The organism is Marinobacter alexandrii (genome assembly GCA_039984955.1).
In the GTDB taxonomy this organism is placed as follows: domain Bacteria; phylum Bacteroidota; class Bacteroidia; order Cytophagales; family Cyclobacteriaceae; genus Ekhidna.
In genome coordinates this window covers 538,079-555,963 of record JBDWTN010000005.1, presented here as the reverse complement: position 1 = coordinate 555,963, position 17,885 = coordinate 538,079, and the positions used below count along the sequence as shown (strand labels likewise).

Annotated in this window: 10 protein-coding genes; 4 read left to right on the top strand and 6 right to left on the bottom strand. The window is 37.7% G+C overall.

Going from position 1 to position 17,885, the window contains the following annotated elements; all coding sequences use genetic code 11:
* Window positions 1-70: 70 nt before the first annotated feature.
* The 6 genes from ABJQ32_03145 to ABJQ32_03120 all read right to left on the bottom strand — a co-directional run bounded on the left by ABJQ32_03145 (window position 71) and on the right by ABJQ32_03120 (window position 9,681).
* Window positions 71-1,498 carry a serine hydrolase domain-containing protein gene (locus ABJQ32_03145; GenBank protein ID MEP5288616.1) on the bottom strand — a complete coding sequence of 476 codons (1,428 nt, stop codon included), beginning with the start codon at window positions 1,496-1,498 and terminating at the stop codon, window positions 71-73.
* Window positions 1,495-2,139, bottom strand: coding sequence for a DUF2306 domain-containing protein (locus ABJQ32_03140; GenBank protein MEP5288615.1), 645 nt, complete (start codon window positions 2,137-2,139; stop codon window positions 1,495-1,497). Before ABJQ32_03140 ends, ABJQ32_03145 begins: the two co-directional genes overlap by 4 nt.
* The gene (locus ABJQ32_03135) at window positions 2,136-3,389 is read right to left on the bottom strand and encodes a DUF418 domain-containing protein (GenBank protein MEP5288614.1); all 1,254 of its coding nucleotides are present in this window, start codon (window positions 3,387-3,389) and stop codon (window positions 2,136-2,138) included. Before ABJQ32_03135 ends, ABJQ32_03140 begins: the two co-directional genes overlap by 4 nt.
* 27 nt (window positions 3,390-3,416) lie before the next feature.
* Window positions 3,417-3,881 carry an SgcJ/EcaC family oxidoreductase gene (locus tag ABJQ32_03130; protein MEP5288613.1) on the bottom strand — a complete coding sequence of 155 codons (465 nt, stop codon included), beginning with the start codon at window positions 3,879-3,881 and terminating at the stop codon, window positions 3,417-3,419.
* 31 nt (window positions 3,882-3,912) lie between these two features.
* Complete coding sequence (locus ABJQ32_03125; GenBank protein ID MEP5288612.1) at window positions 3,913-6,936, bottom strand: right-handed parallel beta-helix repeat-containing protein; 3,024 nt, start codon at window positions 6,934-6,936, stop codon at window positions 3,913-3,915.
* A gap of 123 nt (window positions 6,937-7,059) precedes the next feature.
* A complete protein-coding gene (locus ABJQ32_03120; protein ID MEP5288611.1) occupies window positions 7,060-9,681 on the bottom strand; it encodes an ATP-binding protein in 2,622 nt (873 codons plus the stop codon).
* 128 nt (window positions 9,682-9,809) lie between these two features.
* Here ABJQ32_03120 and ABJQ32_03115 point away from each other — a divergent pair, with 128 nt between their 5' ends.
* From ABJQ32_03115 to ABJQ32_03100, 4 genes are all read left to right on the top strand, one after another.
* Window positions 9,810-11,663 carry a 7TM diverse intracellular signaling domain-containing protein gene (locus tag ABJQ32_03115; protein MEP5288610.1) on the top strand — a complete coding sequence of 618 codons (1,854 nt, stop codon included), beginning with the start codon at window positions 9,810-9,812 and terminating at the stop codon, window positions 11,661-11,663.
* Between the two features lie 284 nt (window positions 11,664-11,947).
* Complete coding sequence (locus ABJQ32_03110; GenBank protein MEP5288609.1) at window positions 11,948-14,962, top strand: TonB-dependent receptor; 3,015 nt, start codon at window positions 11,948-11,950, stop codon at window positions 14,960-14,962.
* A gap of 11 nt (window positions 14,963-14,973) precedes the next feature.
* Window positions 14,974-16,452: a RagB/SusD family nutrient uptake outer membrane protein gene (locus ABJQ32_03105; GenBank protein MEP5288608.1), complete on the top strand. Its 1,479-nt coding sequence runs from the start codon at window positions 14,974-14,976 to the stop codon at window positions 16,450-16,452.
* Between the two features lie 49 nt (window positions 16,453-16,501).
* The gene (locus ABJQ32_03100; GenBank protein ID MEP5288607.1) at window positions 16,502-17,821 is read left to right on the top strand and encodes an Ig-like domain-containing protein; all 1,320 of its coding nucleotides are present in this window, start codon (window positions 16,502-16,504) and stop codon (window positions 17,819-17,821) included.
* The last annotated feature ends 64 nt before the right edge of the window (window positions 17,822-17,885 follow it).

Here is a 17,885-nt window from a genome sequence, read left to right as displayed (position 1 = left end):
ATAACATGCAAAACAAAAAGTTCTGAAGATTCAGAGCTTTTTGTTTTTAAATACTGTGGTGAAGATATGGCTACTCTTTCAACCTTACCATGGCGAAAAAACCATCCATATATTCAGATACAGCCACCACCTCTCCGTTGACTACATGAAACTTAAACTCATCAAAAGGGTAAGGATTCCATGAAAATTGATTTTCTCCGATAGGATATAGGGTTGAACCCGGATGTTCAGTATGTGGGTCATCTCTCACTAATTCTCCATTTTCGAAACTTATTGTTCTAACCGAAGGCTGCTGCTTTCCCCATCGATTGATAGCCGTATACTTTCCTATATATTTTTCTGGATTCTCAATAGTTTGCTTTTGGTAGACAGGCCTATCAATTCCTAAGACTATTGGCATGATTAAATGTCTGATCGTCCAGGCTTCTTCAGGAGAATAGTTTGTATTGATAACAGCAGCAAAAGTAAATCCGGATTCCGGATAATGAGAAACTATGGCCCAGCCTGTTCCTTTATATCCACCAGAATGGCCCCAGGTTTCCTGATCGCTCAACGTACCCATTTTCACTCCTAATCCATAGTCAATTTCAACTTCTCCAATCTTTGTAGGACTCATGATTTTGTCTAAGGAAGCTTCTTTAAGATATTCACCATAAGCCAATGAGGAGGCAAGCCTTACTAAATCTGCAGCTGATGCTGATAGCCCACCGTCTCCTTTCATAGATTTTGTCATCATATGAAAGCTTGTATCAACTCCATTTTCAGTTAACTCATAACTCATAGAAGCATTTTCTTTATTCCAATTCAGAGGCCACTGACCAAGTGAGTTTAGTTCTAATGGCTTCCCAATTTTTTCAATAATAAGATCCTGGAATGACTGATTGCTTATTTGTTCTAAAATGATAGATAAAGTGGCATACCCTGAGTTTGAGTAGGAGTAACTGCTTCCAGGCTCAAAGAATAAAGGACGGTCAATGAAGTCAAAGAATTCATGTCTTTCAAAGACTCTTCCTTCCTCGATATACAAACTATCAAACCAGTCCTCATGGTCTACCAATCCAGATTGATGACGAAGTAGATGCTCAATGGTAATATCTTCCATTCCTTCTTGTCTGGGAAAATCAAGTAAATAGTCAACTACTTTGTCAGCAAGATCGATCTTACCATCTTCTAATAGCTTCATTGTTGTAACAGCCGTGATGAATTTTGAAATGGATGCAATAGCATAGATGGTATTTTCAGTTGCAGGTTTTCTGGAATCAATATTGGCCAATCCATAGCCCTTAGAAAAGAGTATATTTCCTTCATGCGCGATGGCAATAGAAAACCCCACCGTATTCCCCTTAGAAAGTAATGCTTGACACACTGAATCGATTTTTGTTGCTTTAGTAACTGATAGGGCAGACGACTCTTTCTCTTTTTCTGATGATACTTCTTTGCAAGAAAACAAGCACATTATAATGCCAATAAAAGACATGATTTTGAAATGATATTTCATTGTTGATAGATTTTTGTTTGATCTGTAGAAATTCGATGCTTGTTTATGGAAGGCCACCACACCAATAGTATTTCGGTAATGACGAATGGATATGCCCAGCACATCCATTCGTACAAAGTAAATCGCATGGTCTGATCTGGAATAAATGAAAATGGATTAAGACTTTCATCCTCCAACTGGTCCATAAGGCGTATAAAGATGAATGCCAGACCATATACATAGCTTCGAATCATGAATTTTTTATGTTGCCGGATATCCCTTTTTCTAATAAAATACCAGGCTGCCAGAAGGACTAGTATCCAGAGGCCAGCTAGCATAAAAAGAGCAGGGATAGCACCAGGTAATGGGTAGGTAGGCAAAAGATAGAAAACCATGGCTGCTCCTATGAGTGAGCCAATGATGTATATTTTACCAAGGCTTCTATGAAGGTGCAAATACTTTTTTCGCATGGAGGGCCAGAATTGCATAGGTCCAATGAAAAGAGTGCAAAATGCTCCTACAAAATGTATAACTAGAAACGGTTTGATTTTAACTTTTCTAGGAGCCAAATCATTAAAAATATAGGGAGCTATACTTTCGTAGAAGAAGAAGCCACTCAGCAATATGACAATTATCCAACCGATTACTTTGAAAAACCTCATTGCTTATTTGGCTTTAAAGAGTTAAAATTTTTCCCATAAGAAAGCCGCCTCCATACCCACTCTGCAGGGCCATATTGGAAGCGACTTAACCACCATTTACTTATTAAAGCCTGAAAGATGAATATTGAAATAGCTGTTAGAAGAATGAGTGTAAACCCAAGTTTTCCGGCCAATCCAAGGCCAACACCATAAAAAATAGTAATTCCGATAATGCTTTGCATGAGGTAATTGGATAACGCCATTTTACCAACCGGTTGAAACCAATGAAGAAAGACTATTTTTCTCTTCAACAATAAGGCAATGGCGGAGGCATAGCTTAATGCAAGAGGAACGGTACCAATCAAATAGGCTATTTGCTTGATTAAATTCCATGATTCATTTCCCCATTGGAAGAACTCAATATACGTTTTCAAAGCACTGGCCGGAAGGCCTAGAATCAAGCTCCAAATCAGGATCTTTCTGAGTAGAATAAGGTTATTTAGCAAATCTTTATAGATGATATTCCTACCCGCCCATACACCTATAAGAAATATTCCAAATACTTTGAAGATTCTCCCTTCTTCGAGTATTGCACCAATTCGCAATAGCCAGTTACCTAAAGTAATCGTTACATATTCACTGAAACTATGGGTGGTAACATATAGCCCAAGATCTGCCGTTGGTTCGCCATTGTACCATATAATCAGAGGGAGGTTATTTCTCTCCCAATAATGAGCATTCAGGTCATAGAAATACTCAGGATAATTAAAACCATGTTGACCAAGTAGGAAAGTATGGATGATGGGGAGGATTAATAGAATAGAAGCCCATATGAGGAGACTTCTATTGGAATGGTTCCGAAATAAGATCAGAATGAACCCGCATATCGCATAAAGGGTAAGGATATCTCCAAACCAAATGAATATCAGGTGAATGAGTCCAATAATTAACAACCAGCTCATTCTTCTTCTGAAGAAAGGAACAAAGGGCTTACCCGCTTTTTCTTGATTGTGTAATTGAATCGCAAATCCTATTCCAAAAAGTAGAGAGAAGATAGAGTAGAACTTACCATCTACTAGTATGAATAGAGTGAAGTCGAGAATCAAATCTGTGGGTAGTTCTATGGGAACAATTCCTTTGATTTCAGTCGCGTACAGAAAGCCTGAGAATGCCATGATGTTTGCTATGAATATGAAGAGAATAGCAATGCCACGAAGGATGTCCAGATATTCTATGCGACTCCCATTACTTGGCTGAGATAATAATTCCATAATTAACTACTGTCGAAAAATGTTTGTCTATTTTTTCTCCCAAGCCTGGCTGATCAGATGACTAACCACTTTCCAGCTATCATCTTTTTTATGGAATACTCTGAGGTGATGATTGTGTCGGTCTTTCATAGCTGTGCCGTCTCCCCATTCTTGTCCTTTCACTACTGTTTTGGATCTTACGATAGCTATTTCCGGACTCAGAAAATTGATGTCGTTATATTGATTCTTTGACTTCCCTTTCATGACAAAATCAAATGAATAGATTCTCTTGAGAAGTGTTTCTAGTTGCTTTTTACTTTCCATCCGATCTCCAAATGCATTGGTCCAATCGATGTTGTCGTCCACATCCTGAAGGCTCAATTCCAGATCTTTGGTGGCCCATCCCCTGTTTTGATTCTCGATGACTTGGAGGATGGCCTTTTCGTCTTGTTTGTTTTGGCCGTAGCTAGATATACACGATAGAAGAATGGTGATAATTGATATAATTTTCATGATTTTAATTTAGGAATTGAACGGTCGTTGTTTATTTGATAATGATCTGACTAATTGCTGAGAGATCATCTGCTACATATACTTTTAGAAAGTAGACCCCTGACTTCAAACCGTCAATAGAAATCTGAGTGTCAAATTCCTCTCTCTCTTTTATCAATTCACGCATATATACTTGTCTTCCTGTGAGGTCTGTGACCCATACTTTCATACTTCCAGCGTACTTATTTTTTATGTGCAGATGGAATTGGCCAGACGAGGGGTTGGGATAGGTATCAAGGTTAAAGAGTGCTTTTTCAATACCCAGAACTTCTTCAGCCAGAGTCAAAATGGCTTTGTTGCTGATTATTGTATTACATTCATTACTAACGACACACCTATACTCCCCCTCATCTGAAACACTGGCGGTAGACAATGACAAACTGGAAGTATTTGCTCCACTAATATCTTCTTCATTTTTTTGCCATTGGTAGGAGGGATTACTGCCTGATGCATTGACTGAAAAGACAATGCCCTGCCCTTCTATTACCTCTTGATTTTCAGGATGTGTGATAATAGTTAAGGCTGCTATCACATTAAGTTCAGCTTCAGAACTGAAGACATTCGTTGCGTTATCTCCAGATATTAAGCAGCGGTAGTTGAAATTGGATTGTGAAGTACTAACCTCCGAAATGATTAGGCTAAATGTTGATGTACCAGAAAATTGACCATTGTCAGACATGTCATTAAATCCCGAACCTTGATCTTCTTGCCATTGATATTGCAAGTTGTTTGCCCCAGTTGCGGAAACGCTAAAATTAACCTGTTCCATTTCACATATACTGTGATCTAGTGGTTGGGTTAGAACTGTGATCGCTGCATTAGTAGGATTGGAAGTCAACCAAGGTGTGAATAGCACATTATTCGATACTTCTTCTCCCTGGCCATTTGGATTTGTGGATGAATTCAAAGGGCCTGAATCATCTCCCCACCAATTGTTGATGGCGTTTACTGTACCAGTTCCTTCATTGTTAATGGCGAATGGGTTTTCGCTAAAACTGGAGTTTTCTACAACTGGAGAAGCGTCATCATACACTCGTATACCATAGTCGTTTGAATTTTCGAATAGCGAATAATTGATAATGGGAGAGGCCCCATCATGTACACTAATTCCCACTTCACAATTATCGAAAAGAGCATGATTGACCTGACCACTTGAGGTGTAAATCTGCAATCCCGCCTGATTAAAAGCTCCCATTTGTGAAAAAGCAACATAATCGAATGTGGAATTGATACTGCTAGCATTAAGATGGATTTCGGAACCTACAAATTTTATGCTGTCCGAAGTGGTTCCTTCTGCGATAAGCGTACCATTTACGAGTATATCATGTGTGTAGTTGGTAGACTGAACTTCAACTCCAGGTTCTATAGTCAATGTTACTCCGGCTTCTATTGTGTTTCCCCCTTCTTTGATGTAAACCCAGCTTTCCGGAGCTTGTGGTGAATGCCAGGTAGTATTTTGACTTATGTTTTTGCTATCAATATGAATGATAGAAAGTCCATTGTTATCAAATAGCGTATCGTTTACTATTTCAGGATGGGTGAGGATGTCCCATGAGTTATCTGAGAATGTATTACTCTCAATATCTGGAGCAACTGGAGCATCAATATGGATGGCTACTCTTCCGTTCAAAGTTCCAATATTCTGGAGTGTATTATTTTTAATAGAGGGCTTTCCCTCTGAAATAAGAATTCCCTGAGTAGCAGGAAGAGATCCTCCATCAATGAGATTATGGGTGATAAGTGGAGAGCCATCTTCAATAACAATTCCATAATCGCTGGAATTTTTGAAAGTATTATTTTGAATGATCGGGTCGACATCAGCAGCGATGGTGATTCCTCGTTCGCATTCATCAAATAGACAATTGGAAATATGAGTGTTGCTAGAAGATATTGTTAACGCCGAATTATTTCCGCTAGCAATTTTATTGAATGTGACATATTGGATAGATGAATTGGCTCCAGTTTCATTCAACCAAATATCTCCGCCTACTACTGATGAAAATGTAATGCTATCAACCTCAGTTCCTTCGGCTATCAAAGTACCTTCTATAATTAGGTCTTGGGAAGAATGACTGAATGAAATCTGTGTGCCGGGTTCGATCGTGAGCGTGACACCACTGTTAACTATCAATTCGCTGGATACACCTGATAAATTCCAGGTCCAACTTTCTGGTGTTTGTGGTTTATGCCACGTTGTGTTTGTCGCTATTTCTTTATCATCAAGATAGATTTCGGTCAATTCATTTGTATCAAAGAATTCATCATTGGCAATTTCAGGATGTGTAAGAATATCTATCTGGGAGCCTGAGAAAGTGTTGTTTTCGATGATTGGAACTATAGCTGCATCGATATGAATACCTGCCCAGTTGAGGTTGTCTCCATTGTTGCTGATCACATTGTTTTGGACGGTAGCCGTATCTAAAAGGTAAATCCCTGTCCGATCGGTACCATCAATTATACTATTTGAAATTATAGGATGGCCATTTTCTACATAGATAGCAGTAAAAGCATTTGTTATTGTTAATTGATCCAGGGTAGGTGTAGCACCATCATATACCTTAACGACTCCTCTGGATTCATCAAATCTTGAATGTGTGATCTGTACATTTGATGCAGTTCTAACATGTATGGCATATCCTCTGGTACTGATGTTATCTCCGAATTCGAAAGCACTGATGTAACTAAAAGTAGATGCACCGCTTCCTTGAAGTAAATCAATGCCACCATCATCAGAGATTTCTCCAATAAATCGAATGGAATCTGTAGCAGTTCCCTCAGCGATTAACGTACCATTTACGAAGAGGTCATCTCCAGAACTAAAGTGAATTTCTGTGCCAGGTTCAATTGTGAGTGTTATACCCGTACTTACGGTAACATCTCCAGTCAGTTCATACGGACTATTTACTAGGCTCCATGTAGTATTTACTGAAAGTGTACCGCTTACTGGTGTCTGCGAATAGGAATAGTTAGATAGAATTAGAATAGAGCAAATGATAGAGAGTGATTTGAGCTTCATATTTTGGTGGAAATAATTTGTTTTGCAAGTTCTATCCACTCATAAAATCATAGTTTAAACTATGTAACTATTCTTAGCTCATATGTAACAATCCTTAGAAGTTAGATTGTGATTAGTAGTAGACTAAGACTGTTTAGTCATGAATTCCGTAGGAGAGGCTCCATACTCTTCTTTAAAAACTTTAGTAAAGTAGGAGAGGCTGTTAAAGCCAACAGCATAGGCTGTTTGGGAGGATGTTTCTCCAGCTGCTAATAGTTTAGTTGCTCTTTGAAGTCTGAGTTGTCTAATAAAAGCTGAAGTAGACTTACCTGTCAAAGCTGTGAGTTTTCTATGCATTTGCATCCTGCTTATGCCAATTTGAAAACATAGATCCTCGACATTAAATTCTTCGTCATGCAAACTATCTTCTACTGTAGAAATCACCTTTTTAATAAAGATTTCATCTACACTGGTTATCACTATATCATCCGAATTCAGTGTAGTGATTTGACTGAATTTGTCCTTTAGGTTTTTTCGTAATTTTAAAAGATTTCGAATTCGAATCTTGAGTTCCTCAGCACTAAATGGCTTAGCGATGTAATCGTCCGCACCCAAGTGTAGCCCATGTAGTTTATCAGTTTCTCCAGTTTTAGCAGTTAACAAAATAATAGGTATATGACTGGTCAGTTCATTCTCTTTCAATGTCTGGCATAGCTCGAATCCATCTGTATGCTGCATCATGACATCACTGACTATCAGATCAGGAAGTCTTTGCTGAGCTAAGTGAATCCCTTCTTCTCCATCAAAGACTTGAATGAGTTGAAAATCTGACTGAAAAATTTCTAAAATATGATTGGATAGTTCGAGATTGTCTTCGACGACAAGAACAAGTTCTTTATTCCCACTTGGACTAGCCTGGCTATTGGCGGAGCTTGTTTCTTGTGGTGAATCAATCGTTACTAGTTCAGCTTCTGCTTTTTCTAGAGGTAGGGTCACAATGAAAGTAGATCCTTCCTCAGGTTCACTCTCTATTTTGATCGTTCCTTCATGTAACTCAACGAGTTCTTTAGTCAAGGACAGGCCTATACCTGTTCCAGAACTTCGATTCTTCTTTGCTTGATAATACCTGTCAAAAACCTTATCAATTTCTGCTTTAGGAATTCCTAAACCCTGATCAGATATTTTTAAAATAAGTCCGTTTTCATAAACAGCTGAAAGCTCTACAGTTGAGTTTTCAGAGGTAAATTTTATGGCATTAGAGAGCAGGTTGAAGAGTATTTTTTCAAGTGCATCTTTATCGAATTTTAGCCAAACAGCATCATCAGGGATGGTCCCTTTTAATGTAATTTTTCTGTTGTAGGTTAGCGAAGAGAAGAGTGATAAAGTGACTCTAAGAAACTTCATTATGTCTCCTGACTCTTTTTGAAGCCTGTATTCACTAGCCTCAATCTTTGAGAGGTCCAAAAGCTGATTGATAAGCCTTAGCAGCCTGTCTGTATGCCTCCGGAGAACATGCCAATCATCACCTACATCGGATTGAATGTGTTTGTCAATCGTTCCCATGATCAACGTCAATGGAGTTCTTAATTCATGAGATACATTCGCAAAAAGCTTTGACTTTAATTGATCAAATGCTTTGATCCGGTTTACTTCAGCTTTGATTTTTATTGATTGTTCCCTTTCTTGATCGGCTATTGCTTTGGCCACTTTGTTAGCGCATAAAGAAGAAATGGTCTTCAGAACATTCAGATGCCGAATAGTAAAAAAGTCTTTTTTATGATGCTCTGAATCAATGACACCAATTATCCTTTGATTGTAAATCAGTGGAACAGCGAGCTCCGACAATCGTCTCTGATCGTCGGCTATATATCTTTTATCCACGGAAGTGTCCTTTATCATAATGGCCTCTTTCGTCTCAGCCACTCGTCCAACTATTCCATCCCCAACTGGGATGTCCATTGGTTTATATATTTCAAATGCGTAAGGATTCTTACTTCCAAAAGCTGCCTTTTGAATGAGAAGTTGCTTGCTTTCATCGAGCAAGTAGATAACACAATCTACGAACCCTAGTCTTCCGATACAGTTTTTGGCTACATCCCATAAAATTTCATCAACCGAATTCTTCCCAAATAGGGAGGAAGAAAAATAATTGATCGTATGCTCGATTTCCTTACTTGTTTCTATCATCTCCCGATTTTTCTCTAATTGTTTACCAAAGAGGTAGAAATAAAATATTCCAATAGTCGTAGAACCAAGAACAGCTACAGACAAGCTGCCGTAGTAGAAAAGTCTACTTTCCTGGATAGTTAGGGGAATGGAGAAAAGTGAAAAATCTGTAAGCTCAAGAGCTATAAAAGTGAATAAAACCAACCCAATAAGCGAAATAAGTTTGGACTTTTCTTCAAAATCAAAAACCAGGACGATACTCAGCAAAACTGGAATAAGCATCAAATGGTGACTTGCCGCTCTTCCTAAAGCAGATGATACAACGAAGAGATAAGTGCATGAAAGTACGTATAGTAGAATCCTTGATTTTGAATAGTTTCTTCGTTTTGTTAGTAATAAGCAAGAACAAAAACTTAGAAAGAATAAGAGAGCCACTATTCCAAGAAAGATATCTTTATAGAAAAAGATAAAAATATACGGCAGTGTAGTTCCTGCAGCTAGTAAAGTAGAAATATTAACCAATCGAAACTGTCTGGACTTATCAAAAGGCATTTCTGATGAAACACCTACATTAATGATAGTTGATAAGACAGAATTCATATGTAAAGATATTTGTTTATGTGAAGTCTGGTTAATAGCAGGGAGTATTTACTATTTCGCTGGTTTAGATTACTCAAAACAATACTAATTTAGGGTTTATCAAATGACAATCAAGTTCAGGTCATATTATGATAAAGGCATTTTTATACCTTTTTTTAATCCAGTCAATAGGTTCATCAAATGGTGATCATCTCTACTTAGATGGTGATCGTGATGAATTTCTTCGACCGATAAATACACTTGATATCTTAATAGATAGTATTGGAGTATTGACATTCGATGATGTGCTAAGTAGATCTGAGAAATTTGAAGTGCATGATCAATTCAAGCCCAAAGATTACTGTGTGACATGTACCTATTGGGTTAAGCTAACATTAGAAATACCAGTAAAATCAGAAGGGCAGTGGATGATAGAGTTTTATGATCAAACCATTGATAGTATTACTGCATACATCCCTAAAGTAAGCGATGGATACCAGAAAGATGAAGCTGGAGACTATTTTCCTTTCGGTGAGAAATCCTTTGCTCATAAAAATTTTGAATGGCTAATTAATTCAGATATTAAAGGAAAGCAAGAGGTGTACTTCCGTGTCAAGTCTCATTCCTATGCCGACATTCGGCTAGCTGTTAGAACAGTAAATCGTTTTGTTTACTACTCTTTAAATGAATATTTCCTCTATGGCATTTTCTATGGGATGATCTTTATCGTTTCCATATACAATCTCCTGATTTTTTCTGCAATCAGAGAGCGCAAGTACCTTTATTACACCTTCTACATTGCAAGTGTATTTGTGTACGCTATGTGCGTTGATGGCATTGCCTATCAATATTTGTGGCCCAATCTACCAGGGTGGAATCAAATAGCTTACGGCACAGCTCTGTTTTCATTGATATTCTGGTCGCTATTGTTTACCAGGCGCTTTCTTAATACGAAAGTCAGGTCACCCAGATTACATAAGATCTTAACATGGACAATCATTATCAGGACAGTCATATTTGTTATTGCCTTGCTTTTTGATCATGAGCTTTTTGAGTATCGAAATATAGAATTGATCCCCATGACCTTGATTTTCTACAGCAGCATACGCGTTTGGTATAAGGGATATAAGCCAGCAAGGTTTTTCGTATTAGCCTATGGCATGCTTTTTCTTGGTTTCTTGATCAAGGCATTGTTGTTTCTGTCTATCATCCCTTTCATCATACTTTCTTACTACAGTCTGCATGTCTGCTTTTTGTTGGAAATGTTGTTTCTAACATTTGCGCTTAGTGATCGAGTAAGAATACTAAAAGACAATCGAGATAGAGCTTTGAAAAGATCCATTGCGCAGCATAAAGAAAATGCTGAACTAAAAGATAAAGTGAATAGAGAACTGGAAGAAAAAATCGGGGAACGAACCAAGCAGCTTGAAGAGAAAAACATGGAGTTAGCAGAGACCAATCAGCAACTGTTTCAGCAAACAGAAGCTATCAATAAAATCAATTCCAAACTTGATTTGGACAATTGGAAACTGAAGAACAATATCAAGGAAGTTTTGCAAGATCGATTGATTAATAAAAACCTTACGTATGAGCAGTTCAATGAAATATTTCCGAGTGAATTGACCTGTTTAAACTTTTTGGATAAGCTTAAATGGGGAAATGGGTTTCATTGCATCAAGTGTGAAAACAAGAAATTTTCCAAAGGCCATCACACGTTCTCGAAGAGGTGTACCAAGTGCGGCTATGATGAATCAATTACCAGTAATACTATTTTCCATCGAGTAAAATTTCCTTTAGAAAAAGCATTTTATATCCTATATATCATGAGTCATGATGCGAATGAATATACATTAGATGAGCTGTCTGAAATGCTTAATCTTAGAAGAAATACTATATGGAATTTCAAGAAAAAAATTGCTGAAAAATATCAAGATGAAGAATCGAAGTTTCAAGTAAAGAATATTTTCAGCTTGCATTTGGATACTTCAGATTATCAGAAATAGTCAATTTTTCAACAAAAAGAAATAGTTGCTATTAAAGCGTAATAAATAGTATCAAAATGATCTTTAGAGCTTTAATAGATAAAAATAGATTGGTTTTTATGCGATATATCAAATGCAAATTTTCATAGCATAAATCAAATTTTATTTCACTTTTTTCCATCCTTTTTTGTTTCCAACTTCTCTTTATTGATAGAATTGATTTATTAATTCAAAATAGAATCTGTCGAATTTACTTTTTGAGTTAACAATCAGGTATTTAGACATTAACCTTTAACCCCAACAGCATGGTAAAAAGATTACCACGTTTTCGAACGGTATGCATGACAGCTTTGAGTCTGCTTTTTTTTAGCGCTCAAGCGCAAACGATTACGGGAAAAGTAACGTCAGCAGATGATGGCGAACCACTACCGGGAGTGACAGTTCAAATAAAAGGAACTACTCAAGGTGCAATCACTGATATTGATGGAAGATACAATCTATTAATGCCTGATAGTACCATAGTCTTGGTATTCTCATATATAGGTTTTCAATCACAAGAAATTAGCGTGTTAAATCAATCTACCATTGACATTGAGATGGAATTGGATTTAAGTGAATTGGAAGAGGTGGTCGTCATTGGATATGGGACAGTCCAGAAAAGAGATCTTACAGGCTCGGTATTTTCGGTAAAAAATGAAGATATCGTTAAAATTCCTTCTTCCAATCCAATTCAAGCTCTCCAGGGCAAAGTTTCAGGAGTTCAAATATCCAGCGTATCGGGAGAGCCAGGTGCTGCTCCATCGGTAAGAATACGGGGAGTCGGTTCATTAAATGATCCTTCACCTTTATATGTGGTTGATGGAGTCATTATAGATGATAATAGGTTTTCTTCTGTCGATGGTGATGTCTTCGATGCTGGTCAGAGTTCTGGAGCGGATTTAAGCTTTTTAAATAGTTCTGACATAGAATCCATTGAAGTCTTAAAAGATGCCTCTTCTATTGCAATTTATGGCACAAGAGGTGCTAATGGGGTTATATTAATTACAACAAAAACTGGTTCCAAGGGCGATGCTAAATTAGAATTTTCTTCACACTATAGCTTTCAAAATGTAGCTAACAAAATTGATCTACTTAACGGAAGACAGTTTGCTCAGGTTTTTAACGAAATAGGGTTAGGCACGCCATTCAATGAAGATCTTGTTGCTAATACCGATTGGCAATCATTGATTTTTGAAGAAAACGCTCCATTACAGTCTTACACGATATCTGCATCTGGAGCAACGGAGAAGACTAACTATTTCATATCTGGAAATTATTTGAAGCAGGATGGCGTGATTCCCAAGACGGATTATGAAAGAATATCTGTACGGTATAATGGAAAGTATGAATTAACAGATTTCTTCACATTGGGCAATAACCTGACTTTTTCAAACATTAATAAAGAAAATCTTGGGAATATTGTTTCAACTGCATATCGTGCATGGCCAGTCTTCGATGCAACTGATGCCTCGGGAAATTTTTTGGAGAATCCAGTAGGCAATGCCCTGGCAACCATTGAATATGCAAATAATTCCAGAAAGTCATTTGGTGTTTTAGCCAATATTTATGCTGAAATAAAATTTCTGAAAAATTTTACTTTTAAATCTAGCTATCAATTAGATGGTGATGTTACTGATGCCATCAGTTTTACACCTGTTTTCTTTGTTTCAGATAGACAGCTAAATGAAGAAAATGATTTAACCAAATCAAGTATCCGGACTGCTACCTGGCTTTGGGAAAACACCATAACGTATAGTAAGGAGTTTAATGACCATAGAATCAATGGTTTATTAGGATATACAGCACAAGAGACGAATAGAAATCTTCTTTCGGGAAGCACTGAAAATCTGATTCGAGAAGATGATGACTTAAGATTTTTGAGGAATGGAGAAACAGAAAGTGAAAGTGTAAACGACGGAGTAGATAAGTATAGCTATTTATCCTATCTGGCTAGAGTGAACTATTCATTCAAATCTAAATATTTAATCACGATTACTGCTAGAATAGATGGAACCTCAAAATTTGGAGCTAATCAGCGATATGGCTTTTTTCCCGCTGTAGGGCTAGGTTGGAATGTTACGGAAGAAAATTTTCTGAATTCAAGCTTTATTACGAATCTGAAATTGAGATCAAGTTGGGGAAGAGTCGGTAACGATAAGATACCATGGGATTCTCGTTTTTCCTCAGTCCAGGCAGGTATTGATGGAGTTTTTGGAATACCAGAAGCTATTCAGCCAGGTGCTACTTTGGGAAGAACATCCAATGAAAACCTGAAATGGGAAGAAACGGAAATGATCGATGTAGGTATCGAGTTTGGAATGCTTGATAACCGATTATCTGGTGAAGTCGATTACTACTACAATACCACTTCAGATATACTGGTGAGCCTCATAACACCAGCTCATTTTGGTAATGGAAATTTCGTTCCGGTATTCTTGAATGCAGCAGACGTCAGGAATAAGGGATTTGAGTTTTCCTTAAACTGGAGGGATGAAGTAGGCGAATTTTCTTATGGCGTTGGTTTGGTGGGACATACCATAGATAATGAGACATTAAGCATTGGGGAGAGAGATGAGCCTAAGTTTGGAGGAAATATAGGTGGAGGTCAGAATGTAACAATTACTAGAGTTGGTAGCCCCATTGGTGCTTTTTACGGATATAGAGTTGATGGGGTCTTTCAAAACGAAACCGAAATTGCCAATAATCCTTCCCTTCCTGGTCAGCAACCAGGAGACTTGAGATTCAGAGATGTTAGTGGAGACAATGAACTCAGTTCTGAAGATTGGGAGATAATTGGAAGTCCTATTCCAGATTTGGTTGCCGGATTGAATTTTAATCTAGGATATAGATCATTTGACCTTTCAATAGATTTTCAAGGACAATTTGGAAATGAAATTTATAATGGTAAAGCACTCAAACAGGACATAGCAAACTTTGAGACCAATGTGCTGAACAGATGGAGTGAAACAAATCCAAGTAATACCGAGCCGAGGGTTACAGCTGGCGGAAACAACTTCTTTCAATCAGAGTATTTCATACAAGATGGTTCCTTTATCAGACTTAGAAGCGTTGTTGTAGGATACAATTTCCCTCAAAATGTTACTGAATTTCTAAAAATAAGTAGTGCCAGGTTTTACTTATCAGGAACGAATCTATTCACGATCACAGACTATACAGGTTATAGTCCTGAGATAGGCGGAGAGCCATTTGAAGCAGGAATTGATACTGGAGTATACCCAATTACAAGAGTGTTTACGGCAGGACTAAACGTAAGATTTTGATGTATATGAAAATGAAAAAAATAGCTTTAGTAATCATGATCTTCACAGCATCTAGTTGCGGAGATGATTTTTTGGATGTCGGTTTAGTTGGAAGCTTGAATGAAACATTCTTTCTTGAAACAGAGGAAGATGCCATTTTAGCTACCAATTCTATTTACAACAACCTCAGAGACTGGAGATATCATGAAGGTTTTCCTATCCTGGATATCATGTCAGATGAAGCAAGAAAGGGGAGTAATCCTGCAGATGCCACGCAAATTCTGGTTTTTGACAACTTTACCTATGGACCTGGAGAGCCTAGTATACTTGGCTGGTATACAACACTTTATCAGACTATTCGAAGAGCAAATCTGGTAATAGAGAAAATAGGTGATATTGAAATTGAAAAAGAATTCAAAGAACGTCTCGAAGGAGAAGCCAGGTTTCTAAGGGCATACACCTATTTTCAATTGGTACGCGGATATGGAAATGTCCCTTTGGTGACGACTACATCACCGCCAGAAAAAATTGAGAGAACGGATAAAGACATCATTTACGATGACCTGATCATTCCTGACCTTTTATACGCAATTGAAGAATTGCCAGAAAAAGGAGAATACGCAAGTGAAGATTTGGGAAGAGCATCAAGAGGTGCTGCTAAAGGGATTTTAGCAAAAGTATACCTCACCAGGGGAGACTTCCCAAATGCTGAGATCTATGCATTGGAAGTAATCATGTCTGGACAATACATGCTAGATCCTGTTTATTCAAATGTGTTTTCAGTAGATGGAGAACATGGGTCAGGTTCAATTTTCGAAGTAGGAGCCTTACCTGAGAATTTTCAGGAAGGGGGTCATCAATATGCAAATACTCAAGGATCAAAAGGGGTTCCCAATCGTGGTTGGGGATTTAACAGACCTTCTATTGATTTAATCAATTCATATGAAGTAGGGGATCCAAGAATGGATGCATCAATCATTTTTCTTGGAGAAACTTTGGATGGTATTACTATTGAAGGGCATGGAGGAACATTAGATACCACCTATACGGACGAAACCGAAACGGAAATATTAGAAATAGAATGTTACAATCAAAAAACATATGCTTCGGGGACCACAGCTATAGAGTCTTGGCAGTATAATGTGAGAATTCTTAGATATGCTGATGTGTTATTGATGGTGGCCGAAGCTCTTAATGAAAATGATAAGCCAGATCAGGCATTAATCTATCTCAACAGTGTGAGAGAGCGAGCAAGAGAGGGAAACAATGCCGTACTACCTGATGTAACTACTACCGATAAAATTGAGTTGCGTGATGCAATACTAAACGAACGAAAAGTAGAACTGGCACTCGAAAAACATCGCTTTTTCGATTTAGTGAGAACAGGGAGAGCCGCTGAAGTTTTAGGTCCTTTGGGGTTCACGGCTGACAAGAATGAAGTTTTCCCAATACCTCAATCAGAAAGAGATTTATCAAATGGATTATTAACCCAAAACGATGGGTACAACTAATTATAATAACTAGATCAATTAATTATTTACGAATGAAAACTATAAATGTATGAGAACTTTTAAGTATTTAAGTAGACTGGCATTTTTTGCTGGTGTTTTCATCTTGGTCGGTTGTGGTGATGACGATACCGCAGCACCTGATGCACTAACTATAGTGAGTATAGAAGCTTCCGGTACAGACCCCAAGACTGGTGAAAATGTATCGGTGGATTTAAATGGAACAACTGCAGCAGAAGACGTTCCAGTTGACCTTCAGGTCGTGGTGACTTTTTCTAAGGAGCTTGATGCGACATCAGTGTCATCAGCAAGCATTACTTTGTCTGAGGGGGCTAATTCTATAGCTGTTACTCCATCAGTTTCTGGTGCTATTGTTACGCTTGCAGTTTCTGAGGAGCTCCAAACAGGAACCAGTTATTCTATTTCAATTTCTGGAGATATTGTAGCCACTGATGGCGGAACATTTACAGCTGCATCTAGATCATTTGCAACAGTAGGAAGAGCCGAAATTGATCCACCTCTAGCCGATAGTCAATTAGCTTATTTTAAGTTGGATGGTACACCTGATGATGAGTTAGAAACACATAGTGGAGGAGAAGCAATAGGCATAACATATGCTGAAGATAGATTCGGCAATGTAAATACTGCAGCATCTTTCAATGGAAATACAAGCATCATTGAGATTCCTGATGGTGATGATTTCTTAAACGAGAAATTTACTGTGAGCTATTGGGTATTAACGGACACTACAGATCATTTGAATACTAACGGAGATGGCAATGCAGGCCATTTTGTAATGGGATTAGGTGTTAATGCAGGCTTCTATGTAGAATTTAATGGCTCAGCAAACTCAATGGCTTTTAATGCTCGATATACGCAGATAGAAGGAGATAATGCAAATAATGGCATGTTTTTCAATGGAGATGGACAATTTCAAGATTCTCCAACAAATCCAGGTGGATGGATTGGTATAGAGTTTGAAGCAGATTTACGAGAGGATGGTGAAGTAAAAGGTCTACTTGCTCAAAATTGGGCTCACGTTGTTATGACTTATGATGGATCTATCAACAAACGGTCTATGTACATTAATGGAGTTTTAATGGAAACAGATGATTTAGAAAGACCTCCTGGAACATTAAATTTCAATGGTTTAGTTTTTGATCCTGAAGTCGAAGACTTTGTTTATGGAAGTGACCTAGCACTAGGATTTGCTATGGACAGAGAGACTACCAAATGGGATGATACTGGTTTTGGTAACTATGAATCTACAACAGCAAATCACTTCAAAGGGATGCTTGATGACGTTCGCTTCTTCAGTGAAGCATATACACAAGCAGATGTAACTGCTTTATATGAAGCTGAAAAACCATAACTCTTAGGTTAATTTTTAGGGGCTCGGAAATGTGCATTGCCGAGCCCTTTCTTTTTATTTTTTT